Origin of the sequence: Paraburkholderia sp. Clong3 (assembly GCF_050436485.1) — a bacterium.
Lineage (GTDB): Bacteria > Pseudomonadota > Gammaproteobacteria > Burkholderiales > Burkholderiaceae > Paraburkholderia > Paraburkholderia tuberum.
In genome coordinates, this window is record NZ_JBNDMH010000003.1 from 1137468 (window position 1) to 1153907 (window position 16440).

The following is a 16440-nucleotide window of genomic DNA, read 5'->3' on the forward strand; positions in this document are numbered from 1 at the left end:
GACATTTCGCCCGACATCGGAATTCTGAGCGACAGCGAAGTGCGGACGCTGCTACGTCGCAAGCTCGGTCATGGCGTGAGAGCGATTGACGGCGAGCGTCTCGCGACTAATCGTCCGCGAAAAAACGGCCGATGAAAAAACAGCCGGCCGCCAGCGCAGCGCCCAGCGCCGCGACCGTATAAGCGAGCCTGGCACCGTGCCACAAGCTATCGAACCATTGATGCAACTGCGCCATCAGCACTGCCGCGTTGCCGCCGATTTGCTGTAGCTCGATCTGATAGCGCGGATCGATCATGCCGTACATCGCAACCGCGCTATCGGGCGGCGGCACGCTCACGTAGATGAGCGCCGCGGCGATCAGGCTGACGACCAGGATCGCCGCGCCGGTGAGATAGAGCCGCTTTTGCAGCGGCGAGCGTTGGTTGGAAGAAGGTGCGTCGTGGTCGTTGCGGTTCATCGTTGCGTAGGTGGGTGCGCTAGCAGCCGTCGTTGATGGAGCCGAACCGCCAGTATCGCAGAGCGCGGCCTCGGGCGACCCAGACGCGCCTGACCCACCTCAACTCTTCGACGTCAACAATTTGACCCCCGCAATGCCGAACATCACCGCGAGCGAGCCATCGAGCCAGCGCCGGATCGCCGTATAGACGCGGCGCGCGGACGCCGTCGAAAACAGCACCGCGTAGCTGCTGAATACCGTCGCGCCGATCACCATGCATGCGGCGTGCAAAGCGCTCAACCGTGCGCCGCGCTCGCAATACACTCCGCCAACGCATCGGCGACCACCGGCCGGCTATGCCGCGGCCGCAGCACGAGCCCGATCTCGCGCTCGAAGCTCGCATCGCCGAGTTCGAGTGCGACGACGCTCGCTGGCCATTTGCCGAGCCCGGCCGTATTCGGAATCAGCGCGACACCCATGCCGCGCGCGACCAGTTGCACGATCGCCTGCAATTCGTCGAGCTCGACCGCATCGCGCACGCCAAGGCGCGCGCGCCGCAGAAAACGGTCGACGAGCCGTCCGCCGAACGACGCGCGGTCGTAGCGGATGAACGGCTCGCTGCGCAGCAGTTCGCGCCACGAGCGGCCGCCGCGCGCAAGCTGTTTCGGCGCGAGCAGCACGAACGGTTCGGCGACGAGCGTGCGCCATTCGAGTTCCGACGGCAGCGCGAACGGCGGTTTGATGATGACGGCCAGATCGAGCTCGCCCGAGTCGACCTGGCCGAGCAGCCCCAGCGACACGCCCGGCACCACGCGAATCCGCCAGCCGGGACGGTCGTCGCGAAAGCGCGCGAGCGCGTCGGCGAGCAGCGACACCTGCGCGGACGCGATCGCGCCGACCCGCAGCATGCCGCTTTCGGCGGCGCCGCCGCTGCGCTCGGAGAGCCGCGCATAGAGCGTCATCATTTCCTCTGCGAGCGCGAGCGTTTCGCGGCCCGCCTCGTTGAGCGTCGCAGAGCGGCCGGTGCGGTCGAACAGCTGAAAGCCGAGTTCCTGTTCGAGCCGCTGCATCTGCGCGCTGACGGCCGATTGCGTGAGCCCGATGCGCGCGCCCGCGCCGGAGAACGTGCCGTACTGGCTGACGGCAATCAAGGTTTTCAACTCGCTGAGCATGATCTATCAATCGATTTTGGTGATGGTCAGGTCAAATATATATCGTTTCTCAACATTTTTATTCATGATTAAACTTTGCTTCGACTGAACCGGTTGCCAGTCGTGCCAGTCGTAATTCATCCTCACACCCACCCCAGCGAGTCTTCCTGTCATGAGCGTTGCCGAAACCGCTTTGCCGCCGTTCCACCTGGCGTTTCCTGTTCATAGCCTCGCCGCCGCGCGCGAGTTCTACGGCGAATTGCTCGGCTGCCCGGAAGGGCGCAGTTCGGACGCATGGGTCGATTTCAATTTCTACGGTCATCAGATCGTCGCGCATCTGGCGCCGGACGAAGTCGGTCACCGTCATACCAGCGCGGTCGATGGCGACGCGGTGCCGGTGCGCCACTTCGGCGCGGTGCTGTCGATGGAGCAATGGCAGGCCGCCGCGGACAAACTGCAGAAGGCCGGCATCGAATTCATCATCGAGCCGCATGTGCGCTTCAAGGGCGAGGTCGGCGAGCAGGCGACGATGTTCTTCCTCGATCCGTCGGGTAATGCGCTCGAGTTCAAGGCGTTCGCCGATATGTCGTCGCTGTTCGCCAAATAAGCGTCGCGGGCGTTGACGCCAAGATACGGATAACTGCAAATGAAGGCTGGTCGACCATTCAGGTTGACCGGCCTATTTTCGTTGAAGGGGATGGCCACTCGGAGCAAAATCGGCCCGTCTTGCGAATCAATCTGAAAGCATGTTTCATACTATTTCGGCCAAAAAACGTGCCGCGTATCAGCAAACGTTTCATTAACTGCACGTAAATTTATTCAACAAACGTTTGCTTTGCGGCTAATTCGCAGCTAATTCGGCGAGAGCCCGTCGCCTTCAAAAATGGCGCATTTGCTTTCAACAAGCTTCCTGACGATTTCGCCATTTTCATGCCATGCAGGCGTTGGTGCCATCGATCTAGCATAAGCGCAGATTCAATCCCTCCCTCCACCCGCATTTTCTCTGGCCCGTTTCAATGTGGATCGTCAACGTAGCGCTTAAGCGGCCATACACGTTCATCGTGATGGCAATTCTGATCGTGCTGGCGACGCCCTTCGTGCTGTTCACCATGCCCGTCGACGTGCTGCCGGATATCAACATTCCGGTCGTCAGCATCATCTGGACGTATACGGGGCTGTCGGCCGAAGACATGGCCACCCGCATCACGTCGGTCAACGAGCGCAGTCTGACCACGACGGTCAACGACATCGAACATATCGAATCGCAATCGCTCCCCGGCATCGCGATCCTGAAGGTGTTTCTGCAGCCGAACGCGAACATCCAGACGGCGATCGCGCAGACGGTCGCCATCGAGCAGGCGCAATTGAAGCAGATGCCGCCGGGCGCCACCGCGCCGCTGGTCATCAGCTACTCGGCTTCCAGTATTCCAGTCATCCAGCTCGGCCTGTCGAGTCCGAAGCTCTCGGAGCAGGATCTCAACGACACCGCGCTGAACTTCCTGCGACCGCAACTCGTGACGATTCCGGGCGCGGCCGTGCCGTATCCGTATGGCGGCAAATCGCGGCTGATCTCGGTCGACCTCGACACGCGCGCGATGCTGGCCAAGGGCCTGACACCTGCCGATGTGGTCAACGCGTTCAACGCGCAAAACCTGATTCTGCCCACGGGCACGGCCAAGATCGGGCCGAAGGAATACACGATCGACATGAACGGTTCGCCACCGACGCTGGAAGGTCTCAACGACATTCCGGTGCGCACCGTCAACGGCGCGACGACCTATCTGCGTGAAGTCGCGCATGTGCGCGACGGCTTCTCGCCGCAGACCAACATCGTGCGGCAGAACGGCCATCGCGGCGTGCTGATTTCGGTGCTGAAGAACGGCAACGCGTCGACGCTGTCGATCGTCGATACGTTGAAAGGCATTTTGCCGGCCGCGCGCGCCACGCTGCCGCCGGATCTGCAAATCACCGCGCTGTTCGACCAGTCGGTGTTCGTGAAGGCGGCGGTGCAGGGTGTGGTGCGCGAAGCGCTGGTCGCCGCCGCGCTGACCGCCGCGATGATCCTGCTGTTCCTTGGCAACTGGCGCAGCACCTGCATCATCGCGATCTCGATTCCGCTGTCCATTCTGTCGTCGCTGATCGTGCTGCACGCGCTCGGGCAGACCATCAACATCATGACATTGGGCGGCCTCGCGCTCGCGGTCGGCATCTTGGTGGACGACGCGACCGTGACGATCGAGAACATCGAGCGGCACCTGCATTTGGGCACGAATCTGCACGATGCGATTCTCGACGGCGCCGGCGAAATCGCAGTGCCGGCGCTCGTCTCGACACTGTGTATCTGTATCGTGTTCGTGCCGATGTTCTTCCTGACCGGCGTCGCGCGCTATCTATTCGTGCCGCTCGCGGAAGCGGTGGTGTTCGCGATGCTCGCTTCGTACATCCTGTCGCGTACCCTCGTGCCGACGCTCGCGATGCTGCTGATGGGCCACGCGCACAAGCCGAAGGCGGGCACGAAGCCGAATCTGTTCATGCGTCTGTATCACCGCTTCGACGCAGGCTTCGAGCGCATGCGCGCGACTTACATCATGATCCTCAGCAGCCTGCTCGTGCGTCGCAAGATGTTCGGCGCGCTGTTCCTCGGTTTCTGCGTGCTGTCGATGGGCCTGTTCTTTGCACTCGGCGAAGACTTCTTTCCGAGCGTCGACGCGGGCGACATCCGTCTGCACATGCGCGCGCCGACCGGCACGCGTATCGAAGAAACCGCGCGGCTGGCCGACGAGGTCGAGAAGGTGATCCGCGAAGTCGTGCCGCCCAGGGAGTTGGGCACGATTCTCGACAACCTCGGGCTGCCGTATAGCGGCATCAACCTGTCGTATAGCAATGCGGGCACGATGGGCACGCTCGACGGCGAGATCCAGATTGCGTTGAACGAAGGCCACAAGCCGTCGCAGATCTACATGGACAAGCTGCGCGCGATCCTGCCGCAGCGTTTCCCGGGCGTCGAGTTCTTCTTTCAGCCGGCCGATATCGTCACGCAGATCCTGAACTTCGGTCTGCCTGCCGCGGTGGACGTGCAGATTTCGGGCGCGAATCAGCAGGGCAACCTCGACGTCGCGCGCAAGCTGCTGAAGCAGGTGCGACTGATTCCCGGCACCGTCGACACGCATATCCAGCAGAAGCTCGACGAACCGGTGATCGATCTGCACATGGACCGTACCCGCCTGCAACAACTGAACCTGACCGCGAACGACGTCGCGCAGAACGTGCTCGTTTCGCTATCGGGCAGCTCGCAGACGTCGCCGGGCTTCTGGGTCAACAACAGGAACGGCGTGGAATACAAGGTGGCGGTGCAAACGCCGCAGTACCAGGTGTCTTCGATCGACGAACTGTTGCGCACCCCGGTCTCGGCCACGATGAACGGGCCGACGCAACTGCTCGGCAACCTCGTGCAGATCTCGCCGAAAAGCCAGTTCGCGGAAGTCACGCATTACAACATCCGTCCGGTGATCGATCTGTATGTGAGCGTTGAAAAGCGCGATCTCGGCAGCGTGGCGAATCAGGTCGACAAGATCGTCGACGAGGTGCGCGGCCCGCTGCCACGCGGCAGCACGATCACCGTGCGCGGCCAGGTACAGACGATGCGCAGTTCGTTCTTTGGGCTCGGCATCGGCGTCGCGATGGCGATCGTGCTCGTGTATCTGCTGATCGTCGTGAACTTCCAGTCGTGGGTCGATCCGCTGATCATCGTCAGCGCGTTACCGGCGGCGCTCGCGGGGATCATGTGGATGCTGTTCCTGACCGGCACCCATCTGAGCGTGCCGGCGCTGACCGGCGCGATCATGACGATGGGCGTCGCGACCGCAAACAGTATTCTGATGGTCGCGTTCGCGCGCCAGCGGCTGTCGGCCGGCGCGCCGCCGCTCACGGCCGCGCTCGAAGCCGGCGCGAGCCGGATTCGTCCGGTGCTGATGACCGCGTTCGCGATGATCATCGGCATGATTCCGATGGCGCTCGGTCTCGGCGAGGGCGCCGAGCAGAATGCGCCGCTGGGCCGCGCGGTGATCGGCGGGTTGCTGTTCGCGACCGTATCGACGCTGTTTTTCGTGCCGCTCGTGTTTGCGGGAATTCATTCGTGGCTCGCGCGCCGTCATGAGAACGGCGGCGACGACGACAACGGCGGTGGCGACGCTGGCGGCAACGGCGGTGGCAGTGGCCGTGGCGGCCATAGTGACACCCCCGCACCGGAACCCAGCAGTGCGGCGACGCCCGCGTAAAAGTTAAACGATGGTTGACTGAGATGACCGAAAAAACTCATGCATCGCTAGCGATCCCCGCGCGGGAAACCGAAGAAGGAGAGCACCGGCTGCCGCCGCGCCATCGCGAATGGAAGCGCGCGAAGATCGCCGTCGTGATCGTGCTCGTGCTGCTCGTGGCAGGCACACTTCGCACCGTGATCGCGAACGTGCTGCAAAACCGCGAAGTCGCGGCGATCGCGCAGCAGAATGCCACGCAGTACGTGAACGTCGTCACGCCGACCCAGACCGAGGGCGGCGGCGACACGCTGCTGCCGGGCACGCTGCGCGGCTATGTCGAGTCGCCGATCTATGCACGCGCGACCGGCTATCTGCTGCACTGGTACGCCGACATCGGCACCCACGTGAAGCAGGGGCAACTGCTCGCCGAGCTCGATACGCCGGAAATCGACCAGGAACTCGCGCAGGCTCTGGCACAGCGTCAGCAGATCAATTCGAGCCTCGCGCTCGCGAAGAGTTCGCTGGACCGTTGGCAGCAGTTGCGCCAGCGCGATGCGGTGTCGCAGCAGGAACTCGATGAACGGCAGAGCACCTACACGCAGGATCTCGCGAATCTCGCGGCCGCCGATGCGAACGTCAAGCGTCTGCAGCAGCTCGAATCGTTCAAGCGGATCGTCGCGCCGTTTACCGGCGTGGTCACGCAGCGCAACGTCGACGTCGGCGATCTGATCGACGCGGGCAGCGGCACGAGCCGTGCGTTGTTCGCGCTTGCTCAATCGGACCCGTTGCGCGTCTATGTGCAGTTGCCGCAGGCCTACGCGCAGAACGTCGCGCTCGGGCAGAAGGTCGTCGTCACGCAGGCCGAGCTGCCGGGCCAGCAGTTCAACGGCAAGATCACGCATATATCTGGCGCGATCGACGTACCCACGCGCTCGTTGCAGATCGAAGTGACGCTGCCGAATCCCGACGACAAGCTGCGCCCCGGCGCGTACGTGCAGGTCGCGGTGCCGGCCGCCGCGCATGCGCGTCTCACGGTGCCCGGCAACGCGCTGCTGTTTCGCGCGGAGGGTCCGCGCCTCGCGGTCGTCGATGCAAAGGGCAACGTGAGCCTGCGCAAGGTCGTGATCGCGGTGGACCTCGGACAGCAGCTCGAAATCGAAAGCGGTATCTCGCCGAGCGATCGCATCATCGTCAACCCGAGCGATTCGATTGCCGATGGCGATCACGTGCAGGTGCAGCCGCTGCAGAAGAACGGCAAGGGGGCGTCGTGACGTTCGCGGCTTCACGCCAGGCGCGTACGCGTGGCACTGTCTTCACCGCGCTGAGCGCGTGCGCCGGCGCGGCGCTGCTCGCCGCGTGCACGGTCGGCCCGGACTATCAGCGGCCGCAGGCCGAGGTGCCGCCCGAATGGCACACCGATTCGTTCTGGCGGGTCGCCGCGCCGTCGCATGCGCCGATCGCGCCGGACTGGTGGACGGGCTTCGCCGACCCCACGCTCGCGACGCTCGAAACCCAGGCACTCGCGCAGAACCAGACGCTCGCCGCGGCGAGCGCGCACTACGAGCAGGCAAAGGCGACGCTCGCGAACACCAGCGCGCAGCGCGTGCCGGAAGTCGATTTCAACGCACAGGCCTCGCGCTTCCGTATTTCGCACGACCGGCCGCTGACGAACTACGCGACGCCGACCGAATCGACGGTGCAGAACAACCTCCAGCTCGGGCCGACGATCAGCTATGACACCGATCTGTTCGGCCGCATCCGTCGTCAGGTCGAGGGCGCGCAGGCGTCGGCCGAACAGTCGGCGGACGATCTCGCGAACGCGCGCCTCGTGCTGACGACCGACCTCGCCACCGACTACTTCTCGCTGCGTGAGCTCGACAACGAGATCGACGTGCTGAACCAGTCGGTGAAGCTGCAGCAGAAAGCGCTCGACTACGTGAACACCGAGCACGATCTCGGTTCGGTATCGGGCCTCGACGTGCTGCAGCAGAAATCGCAGCTCGATTCGACGCGCGTGCAGGCGCAACTGCTGCTCAATCAGCGCGCGCAGTTCGAGCATGCGATCGCCGCGCTGGTCGGCGTGCCGGCACCGCAGTTCGCGATCGAGCCGAAGGTGCTCGACATCAAGGCGCCGACCGTACCGCTCGGCGTGCCGAGCGACGTGCTGCAAAGGCGTCCCGACGTCGCCTCGGCGGAACGTGCGATGGCGGCGGCCAACGCGCAGATCGGCGTGGCCAAGGCGGCGTTCTTCCCGAGCCTCACGCTGACGCCGGGCATCGGCTGGGAGAGCACCGAGTTCGCCAATCTGCTGAGCGCGCCGACGCTGATGTGGACGCTCGGCGCGACGGTCGGTCAAGTGATCTTCGACGGCGGCCGGCGCGCGGCCAACGTCCAGTACGCGAGCGCGGGCTACAAGGCGACCGAGGCGAATTATCGGCAGACTGTGCTGAGCGCGTTCCAGCAGGTACAGGACGGCATCACAGGACTGTCGGTGCTCGACGGCGCGGCGAAGCAGTCGCGCGAGGCGGTCGAGGACGCGCAGCGGCTGCTGTCGCTCGCGAACGATCGCTATTCGGGCGGCCTCGTCGCGTATCTGAACGTGATCGACGCGCAGGAGTCGCTGCTGACCAGCGAGCGCACGGACGTGCAGATTCACGGCCAGCAGTTGACGCTGTCGGTGGCGCTCGTGAAGGCGCTCGGCGGCGGCTGGGAGGGCGGCGCGCAAGGTGGCGCAATGGCCGGGAACGAGGCTGCCCCTACGAACGCGACAGCGAACGTCGCCAGTGCTACGGCATCGCCGCAGCAAGCGCCAGCCGGCGGCGCGCAGCAGAAGGAGATGCCGGCTCCTGCACACTGAATCGCCCCGGCAGAGCTTCCATGGCGAGGGAGTGGGATCGGCGCGAGGCATCAGGGGCGTTTCGTATAATGGACAGTTGGCCGCCAAACGTGGCATGGGGACGCGGATGAAATTGCTGATCGTTGAAGACGAGCACAAGGTGGTGGACTACCTGCGCTCCGGTTTGACAGAGCAGGGCTGGGTCGTCGATGTCGCGCTCGACGGCGAGGAAGGCATGCATCTGGCCACCGAATTCGATTACGACGTGATCGTCCTCGACGTGATGCTGCCTAAGCGCGACGGCTTCAGCGTGCTGAAGGCGCTGCGCATGCGCAAGTCGACGCCGGTCATCATGCTGACCGCGCGCGATCACGTGAACGACCGCGTGCGCGGCCTGCGCGAAGGCGCGGACGACTACCTGACCAAACCGTTCTCGTTCCTCGAGCTGGTCGAGCGTCTGCATGCGCTCGCGCGCCGCACGCGTTCGCAGGAGTCCACGTTGATTTCCGTCGGCGATCTGTTCGTCGATCTGATCGGCCGCCGCGCGACGCGCGACGGCGTGCGCCTCGACCTGACCGCGAAAGAGTTTCAACTGCTCAGCGTGCTCGCGCGCCGTCAGGGCGACATTCTGTCGAAGACCGCGATCACCGAACTCGTGTGGGACGTCAACTTCGACAGCCACACGAACGTCGTCGAAACCGCGATCAAGCGGCTGCGCGCGAAGCTCGACGGCCCGTTCCCGTCGAAGCTGCTGCACACGGTGCGCGGCATGGGCTACGTGCTCGAAGTGCGCGAAGAGGCCGAGACATCATGAACCGTTCGATTGCCCGCCGTCTCGCGTCGATGTTCGCGCTGGTCGCGCTGTTCGTGTTTACGCTCGTCGGCACGGGGCTCTTTCTGGTGCTGCGCACGCAGCTCGAACATCATCTGCGCGAGTCGCTCGACGATCGCACGCAGATCGCGCGCATCATCGTCTATCACGCGGTGACGCCCGAAAAATGGCGGATATGCCGCGAAAAACTCACCGACATGACGCCGCACGACGGCAGCACCGTGTACTCGGTGACGAGCGCGGACCCGAGCTATCACTTCGGCACGCCGGTGCAGGGCACCGTCACGAAGAGCTGGCCGGGCGGCTATGCGCGCATCGCGCCGGCGGGCGGCGGCCCCGACATGCTGACCTCGACGGTGACCTTGCCCGCCAACGCCGCGCGGCCGCCGGTGCAGTTGCAGCTCGCGTCGAGCTATTCACCGAACCTGCGCACGATGCGCGTGTTCGGCTCGGCGCTCGCGGCGCTGTCCGCGCTCGGCAGTCTCGCGGTGCTGCTGCTCAGCTACTCGGTCACGCGCATCGGTCTCGCACCGCTCACGCGTCTGACGCGCGACGCATCGGCGGTCAGCCCGAACAACCGCTCGCAGCGGCTCAATACGGCGTCGCTGCCGCTCGAACTGAACGACCTCGCGAACTCGTTCAACGGCGCGCTCGAACGGCTCGACGGCGCCTACGGCCGGCTCGAATCGTTCAACGCAGACGTCGCGCATGAACTGCGCACGCCGGTCACGATCCTGATCGGCCAGACCGAGGTCGCGCTGACCCGCAACCGTTCGGTCGACGATCTGCGCCACACGCTGCAATCGAATCTCGAAGAATTCGAGCGGATGCGCACGATCATCAACGACATGCTGTTCCTCGCGCGCGCCGATCAGGGCGAACGCGCGACGGGGCTCGTCGAGGTGTCGCTCGCGGCGGAACTCGCGCATACGCTCGAGTTTCTGGAGATTCCGCTCGAAGAGGCGCGCGTGCATGCGCAGTTGCACGGCGATGCGTTCGCGCGCGTGAACCGGTCGCTATTCGGCCGCGCGTGCACGAACCTGCTAATGAACGCGATCCAGCATTGCGAGCCGGGCGCGTCGATTAGCGTGACGATCGCGCGCGGGAAAGGACCGATGCGCGACCAGGTGCGCGTCGCCGTGGCAAATCCTGGCGAGCCGATCGCGCCGGACGTCCTCGAACATCTGTTCGACCGTTTCTATCGCGCGGAAGTCTCGCGCACCAATAGCCGCGAAAACCACGGGCTCGGGCTCGCGATCGTGAAGGCGATCGCGGAGATGCATCGCGGCACCGTGTCCGCGCACAGCGCCAACGGCGTCAACACGTTCTCGTTTTCGGTGGCGGCGTCGGCGCTGTCCACGTCAGGCGACGTGCCGGCCATGCGTGCGAACGCGACCGGCGTCGCCGGCGACAGCGCCTATTCGTCGCTCGCGAAAGGCAAGTCGGCCTGAACCGGCAGGCGCGGCTTCAGCGCCTGTTCGCTGGCCGACGTCAGCGTGCTGATGCGCACGCCCAATAGCCGCAGCTTGCGGTTCAACTCCACGCGTCGCAAACATTCGGTCGCCGCGCGGCGGATTTCGCTCGCGTCGGCGGTCGGTTCGTCGAGCGTCAGGTCGCGCGTGACGGTGTGGAAATCGTCGTAACGCAGCTTGATGCCGATCGTGCGGCCCACGTAACCCTTGCGCACGAGATCGTCGGCGACACGCACGCACAGCGCCGTAAACGCGCTCGATAACGCCGGTCGATCGTGGCGCGGATGCAGATCGCGCTCGAACGTGGTCTCGCGGCTGATCGACTTCGGCTCCGATTCGACCACCACGGGCCGCTCGTCGTGACCCTGCGCGACCTGTATCAGCCAGGCGGAATAGCTGCGCCCGAAGTTGTCCTGCAACAACCCGGCGTCGGCGGCGGCCAGATCGCCGACCGTCGCGAGGCCGAGTGTGGTCAGCTTCTGCGCGGCCTTCGGGCCGATGCCGTTGACCTTGCGTACCTGCAGCGGCCACACGCGCAGCGGTATATCGGCCGGCGTCAGGATCGTCAGGCCGTCAGGCTTGTCGAGTTCGGAGCCGATCTTCGCGAGCAGCTTGTTCGGCGCGACGCAGATCGAACACGTGAGACCGGTGGCCTGATGAACGGCGTCCTTGATGCGCCGGCCGATGTCGGCCGGTTCGCCCGCCAGGTCGGTCAGGTCGATATAGATCTCGTATGGCGAACGTGGGCGGGGTAACTCTGGACGCTCTGGTTGTAACTATCTGATTTGTATAAAACAATCAGTCACGTTCTTCTTAAAAAAAGACATTTGAGAAGCTCAGTGTCGCCCAACCTACCTGTTTTGGTCGTTTTTGGTAAGTTAGGATACATTTGCTCGGTAAGGTGGTACGCGCATTAAAAATCCAACTCGAACTGCGACGACGCCTCGCTCGCCGTCGTTCCCGCACGTTGGAGGCCGCCCGCCTTGACCCCCAGTAGCCTGATGGATTTAACAAGTTCGACCCGTTTCAGGCATTGGGTGGCCGCGTGACGCAGTGCCTTAGCGTCCGCAACAGGTTCTGGGAGAGTGACGTCACGCGTTACTGTCTGAAAGTCGTTGAAGCGAAGTTTGATCCCGATCCTTCGCGCGAGATAGCCTTTACGCTGCAAATCTAGCGCCACCTGCTCGCATAAACGGGTAAATGCGGTACCGAGTTCCTGCTTGTGCCGTACGGCGTGCAGGTCTTGCTCGAATGTAGTCTCTCGGCTCATCGAGACAGGCTCGCTATGAGTCACCACTGGCCTGTCGTCGAGCCCATGGGAAACTTGGCGAAGCCATGACCCATAGCTCCGTCCGAACTGTTCGATCAGCCATTGCTCGCCGCATGCGGCAATTTCACCGATCGTCGTTATCCCGAGAGACGTCAGCTTGGCGTTGGCCTTCGGCCCAATACCGTTGATTTTTCCGGCAGCCATCGGCCAGATCCTTGCTTGCAAATCTTCAAGCCGCAAAATTGTGATTCCGTCTGGCTTTTCCATGTCGGAACACAATTTTGCCAAGAGCTTATTTGGCGCAATTCCAACCGAACAGGTCAGATTGGTCGCCTCGACGACCGCGGATTTCAGGTTCCGTGCAATTTGCTCCGATTCGTCATTCAAGAACGATAGATCGGCATAGACCTCATCTATTCCCACGTCCTCGATTGTAGGACTTACGGATCGAACTGCTTCCTTGAACAGTCGTGAGTATGTTCGGTACAGGTCAAAGTTCACCGGAAGGAGAATGGCATTCGGCGCCAGTCGGGCCGCCTTCATCGCCGGCATCCCAGAGTGAACTCCGAGCGCTCGTGCTTCGTAGGTTGCAGTCGTCAATACACCTCTGCCCGTATAGTCGCGTAACCGCGAGAATTCACGCGTGCCGTCTGCGTTCGTTCGGGGCGCATCCGAACGACGGCCCGCGACCACCATGGCTTGGCCTCGCAGTTCTGGATACTGCGAAAGTTCACAAGACGCAAAGAATGCATCCATGTCAATGTGGGCTATGCGCCTATGATCTGGCATGCCTTGATACTCAAATTAGCGTTCAGTGTCTAGCTGGGCCAACGCGGCGCTCCGCAGAGCCCCGGATGATGAACATCGAAACATTGAGAAATCGCGTTCTCCCCATCAAATGCCTAAACTGTACATCCATACAGTATTTTTGTCAGGTGGCGGCACCGTTTTTGTAATATAAATGGGGAGTTTCGGCGAGGGCTGGGCTGCTTCCTCATGTCTATTCGGGTGGGCGACGGAGGAGACTAAGTCCGACCCGGTTGCAAAGGAGGTGTGCTACTTCCATCGATGAAACGTTGAAGCGGATCGTCACATGCAGTCGCGTATCGACGCACCCTACGTTTCGGCGCTTGAGGCGGATGGCAAGACTCTCCGTCGTCGACGGGTTTCATGTGCAGGGCCCGATTGCTTTTCTCTCGGGGCCCCGCGCCCAAGCCCCAACTCGAACTGCGCTGAGGAACCGAAAGAATGATAGCGAGCATCGCGTCGCCGGCAAAGATCGGCCCATCTTCAGCCGATCAACTTCGGCCTATGAGAAACAGTTCAACGACCGCTCCCAGGCCGTTATCGGACGTCGCTCCGGCTCCCGCCGCTTGCTGGTTTGCCTTGTGGTCAAGAGGGGATGTCTGCATTCGCGTGAGTTTTTCGCGAGCCGCCGAGGCGACGGCGTCGTCATCGATCGAGACATGCCGGCCGCGTGCTGACTGCAGGCACGTCTGGGCGAACACGCGGCGTCGTGCGGCGCGATTCGACGTCCGATCGGCCTACGGTCGCCGCCGCGATGATGCCCGGTCTGGCATGGCTTTCGTACAGTAGCCTGCGCTACAGCCGGCACGAAGCTGCTTGAGCTGACCGGCCATTCGCGGTTGATCGCAGCAGCGGTGTTCGCGTACGTTGCGTTCGACTGTCTTTGCTTCGCCGAGCCGCGTTGATCGCCGCTCGCGCTCGCTCTGCTGGTGAACATCGGACGCCGAACGTCACGCAGCCGACAAGATCCGCTCGGCACAGGAATAAAACGCGCGCACCGGTTGTTCTGCTGTTTGAGACGCTCACCCCGCTTTTGATCAGCCACGCATTCAGCCGAAGGGAAGTTACACAATGGGAATGGACTTCAGTGCGCTAAACCAATATGCACGCCGCGAGTACAAGTTTGCTCAGAGCGACTCTTTTCAGAAGATCAATCGAGACGTAATGGGCAGCAACTATTCGGAAGGTCTGGCCCATGGTGTTTGTATGGGCGCCGTGCTGAACTGGGTCAAGGAAAAAATGACCACCTCCAACGGCATTCTGAACAAGGACGGTCCGTTGCTGAACCCGACGACGAAGCGGTTCGCCAATCCGTTGAATCCAGTCAGCCGCATGAGCCAAGGTATTTCGCCGCCGGCGGGTTCCCCGCTCGCAAGTTTGATCGACAAGGGTAAAAGCGGTCCGCGCAACGCAGATACCATGCTGGCTGCCGCGATGACGCAAAACACTTACAGCGGCAGACCGGTGAGCACGGTCGCCCGCGAACTGGGGCTCGTAGAAGCAGACTTGGAAGACGACATTCATATCGCACAGGAACCGGCGCCCGGCGGCGGTGTCAACCGACTTGACGACAAGACCATTGCGGAAGCTGGGGAAAACCTCCGCCAAGGCAGGGCGGTCATCATCGAGGTCGAATGCACGCAAGGCAAGCATGCGATCGCGTTCTATCGTAGCCGCGGTGGGTCGTTGTATTTCTTCGATCCCAACGCCGGAGTCTACGCGCTTGACACGTCGTATAAGGAGTATGGCGATGGCTTCGTGGTCGATGCCACGCTGCTCGCGTTCGTCAAGTCCTGGCTCGATGCCTACGTAAAGCAGAGAAATTTCGAATTCACGACACCGCATCGAAATTTTTATCACGTGTTCAAGCGGAGCACCGCTTGATGGCTAGCAGCTCGCGACGTCGGGAAGGTTCAGCCATGCACGGCGTCGTCGTAGTCATTCGGGCACGCGTGTTCGGCGAGGGTGGTCAGTGCCGGCGCCTGATCGCCGCGACGCAAGCCGCCGCAAAAATCACCTCACGGCCGCACGCGTTGCGGCACCCCGACGTGTGTCGACCGCAATTCGGGACTCGACGCCGCCGCGTGCGCATCGAAGCGCCCACGCACGCGGTGCAGGCAGCTCACGGGTTACCACCGGTTCGACGGCCGTCCGCGGCCAATGCTGCCGGCCAACTTCGGGCGATGCCTCCGCTGCGCACGGTCGCAACAGGGTTTTGCCGGCGGACCAAGACCGTCGGGCCACAATGCGCGGTGACGCAGGAAGCCGTGGCCGTTGTTCCCTCGGAATGAGCCATTCAACAAGGAAAAGTCGAGTCAACGAACGTCCGTTGTACCTTGGAAGCCGCCCTATATGTCGCGCTGGATCGACGGGCCGCTGCGGGTCGGCCTTCGCGTGTCGGCGAGCCGACGAGCCACCGTTCAGCAGTTGATAACACCGGCGAATGTGATTGACGTGTAGAACGGTCTCCAAGCATGGGGCGCTAAAATTGTACGTCGCATTGGTCCGTTCCGTGGAACCGATTGCCCCATCCCGATCTATCAACGGCAGGCAACCATGAACACTCACTACGCGTGTTTCGTTCGTCCGGCGCTGGCTGCAATTTGCGTGGCTTCCCTCGCAACGCTCGCCGCTTGCGGCGGAAACGCCTGTATCGGCCTCGACAGTTGCGGTGGCGGAAACGTGACGCCAACCGTTGCTATATCCGGCACGGCCGCCACCGGTAGTGCGGTCGCCAGCGCGACGGTCAGCTTCAGTTGTGTGCAGGGCTCGGGCTCCACGCTGTCCGACGGCGGTGGACACTACGCGATTACGTTCAATGCCACGCCTCCCTGCATCCTCACCGTGACCTCTGGTGGCATCGGCCTGCATTCGGTGGCATTTGCCGGCGGCACCTTCAATACGACGCCAGAGACCGAACTGATGTTTGTCTACATCGCTTCGCAACTCGGCACGAGCGAGAGCGGTCTGATAGCGGGCTTCCCGACCAACTCACAGTTCCAGGAGGTGCTGGCAAACCAGGCCGACGTGCAGGCTGCGCAATCGGCAGTCGTCACGAATCTACAGCAGCGCTATGCGGTCACGCTGACGGCACCGGCGTTTCTAACGACATCCTTTACCGTTGGCCAAATAGGTGTCGACAGCGACCTGGGCGCGCTAGCGGCAGCAGGGGCTCTCGACGCCAATGGCATGCCCGATCAGGCCGCCGTCTCGCTGCTGTCCGCGGCGGGTTTCGCCCATCCGCTTACAGCGACGTCCGCACCTTTTTCCGTCACTGGCAGTACGGGCAGCAACAGCGGAATGATGTGACGTGCGGCGAGCCCGGGGCCATCGAGTCAGCCCCGGCGCCACAAGAGGTTGCGCTCGTCTACCTGGAAGAA

Annotated in this window: 11 protein-coding genes and 2 pseudogenes; 8 read left to right on the forward strand and 5 right to left on the reverse strand. The window is 62.9% G+C overall.

The window, feature by feature from the left end:
- Positions 1–106: 106 nt before the first annotated feature.
- From OKW30_RS28610 to OKW30_RS28620, 3 genes and pseudogenes are all read right to left on the reverse strand, one after another.
- Positions 107–457 carry a hypothetical protein gene (locus OKW30_RS28610; RefSeq protein WP_429348256.1) on the reverse strand — a complete coding sequence of 117 codons (351 nt, stop codon included), beginning with the start codon at positions 455–457 and terminating at the stop codon, positions 107–109.
- A 99-nt stretch (positions 458–556) separates the two neighbouring features.
- A pseudogene (locus OKW30_RS28615) lies at positions 557–715 on the reverse strand (LysE family translocator); the annotation flags it as partial.
- Between the two features lie 17 nt (positions 716–732).
- Positions 733–1608 (reverse strand): LysR family transcriptional regulator, encoded by an 876-nt coding sequence (locus OKW30_RS28620; RefSeq protein ID WP_187618932.1) that lies wholly within the window; start codon positions 1606–1608, stop codon positions 733–735.
- 151 nt (positions 1609–1759) lie between these two features.
- On the opposite strand from OKW30_RS28620, the gene OKW30_RS28625 reads away from it, so the two are divergent.
- The 6 genes from OKW30_RS28625 (at position 1760) to OKW30_RS28650 (ending at position 10962) form a co-directional block, all read left to right on the forward strand.
- A complete protein-coding gene (locus OKW30_RS28625) occupies positions 1760–2194 on the forward strand; it encodes a VOC family protein (RefSeq protein WP_008918388.1) in 435 nt (144 codons plus the stop codon).
- 409 nt (positions 2195–2603) lie between these two features.
- The gene (locus tag OKW30_RS28630) at positions 2604–5864 is read left to right on the forward strand and encodes an efflux RND transporter permease subunit (RefSeq protein ID WP_429348257.1); all 3261 of its coding nucleotides are present in this window, start codon (positions 2604–2606) and stop codon (positions 5862–5864) included.
- Positions 5865–5887: 23 nt separating this feature from the next.
- Positions 5888–7114: an efflux RND transporter periplasmic adaptor subunit gene (locus tag OKW30_RS28635; RefSeq protein WP_429348258.1), complete on the forward strand. Its 1227-nt coding sequence runs from the start codon at positions 5888–5890 to the stop codon at positions 7112–7114.
- Positions 7115–7164: 50 nt separating this feature from the next.
- The gene (locus tag OKW30_RS28640) at positions 7165–8700 is read left to right on the forward strand and encodes an efflux transporter outer membrane subunit (protein WP_184071583.1); all 1536 of its coding nucleotides are present in this window, start codon (positions 7165–7167) and stop codon (positions 8698–8700) included.
- Positions 8701–8806: 106 nt separating this feature from the next.
- Positions 8807–9493 carry a heavy metal response regulator transcription factor gene (locus tag OKW30_RS28645; RefSeq protein WP_018424874.1) on the forward strand — a complete coding sequence of 229 codons (687 nt, stop codon included), beginning with the start codon at positions 8807–8809 and terminating at the stop codon, positions 9491–9493.
- Positions 9490–10962, forward strand: coding sequence for a heavy metal sensor histidine kinase (locus tag OKW30_RS28650; RefSeq protein WP_184071544.1), 1473 nt, complete (start codon positions 9490–9492; stop codon positions 10960–10962). The genes OKW30_RS28645 and OKW30_RS28650 overlap by 4 nt, the downstream gene beginning before the upstream one ends.
- On the opposite strand, the pseudogene OKW30_RS28655 reads toward OKW30_RS28650, so the two are convergent.
- Both OKW30_RS28655 and dinB read right to left on the reverse strand, forming a co-directional pair.
- A pseudogene (locus tag OKW30_RS28655) lies at positions 10929–11714 on the reverse strand (Y-family DNA polymerase); the annotation flags it as partial. The gene OKW30_RS28650 and the pseudogene OKW30_RS28655 sit on opposite strands and share 34 nt — an antisense overlap.
- Positions 11715–11896: 182 nt before the next feature.
- Positions 11897–13042: a DNA polymerase IV gene (gene dinB / locus OKW30_RS28660; protein WP_184071581.1), complete on the reverse strand. Its 1146-nt coding sequence runs from the start codon at positions 13040–13042 to the stop codon at positions 11897–11899.
- Positions 13043–14131: 1089 nt separating this feature from the next.
- Here dinB and OKW30_RS28665 point away from each other — a divergent pair.
- Both OKW30_RS28665 and OKW30_RS28670 read left to right on the forward strand, forming a co-directional pair.
- Positions 14132–14944: a hypothetical protein gene (locus tag OKW30_RS28665; protein WP_429348259.1), complete on the forward strand. Its 813-nt coding sequence runs from the start codon at positions 14132–14134 to the stop codon at positions 14942–14944.
- A gap of 672 nt (positions 14945–15616) precedes the next feature.
- On the forward strand, positions 15617–16369 hold the full coding sequence (locus tag OKW30_RS28670) for a hypothetical protein (RefSeq protein ID WP_429348260.1): 753 nt from the start codon (positions 15617–15619) through the stop codon (positions 16367–16369).
- Positions 16370–16440 lie beyond the last annotated feature (71 nt).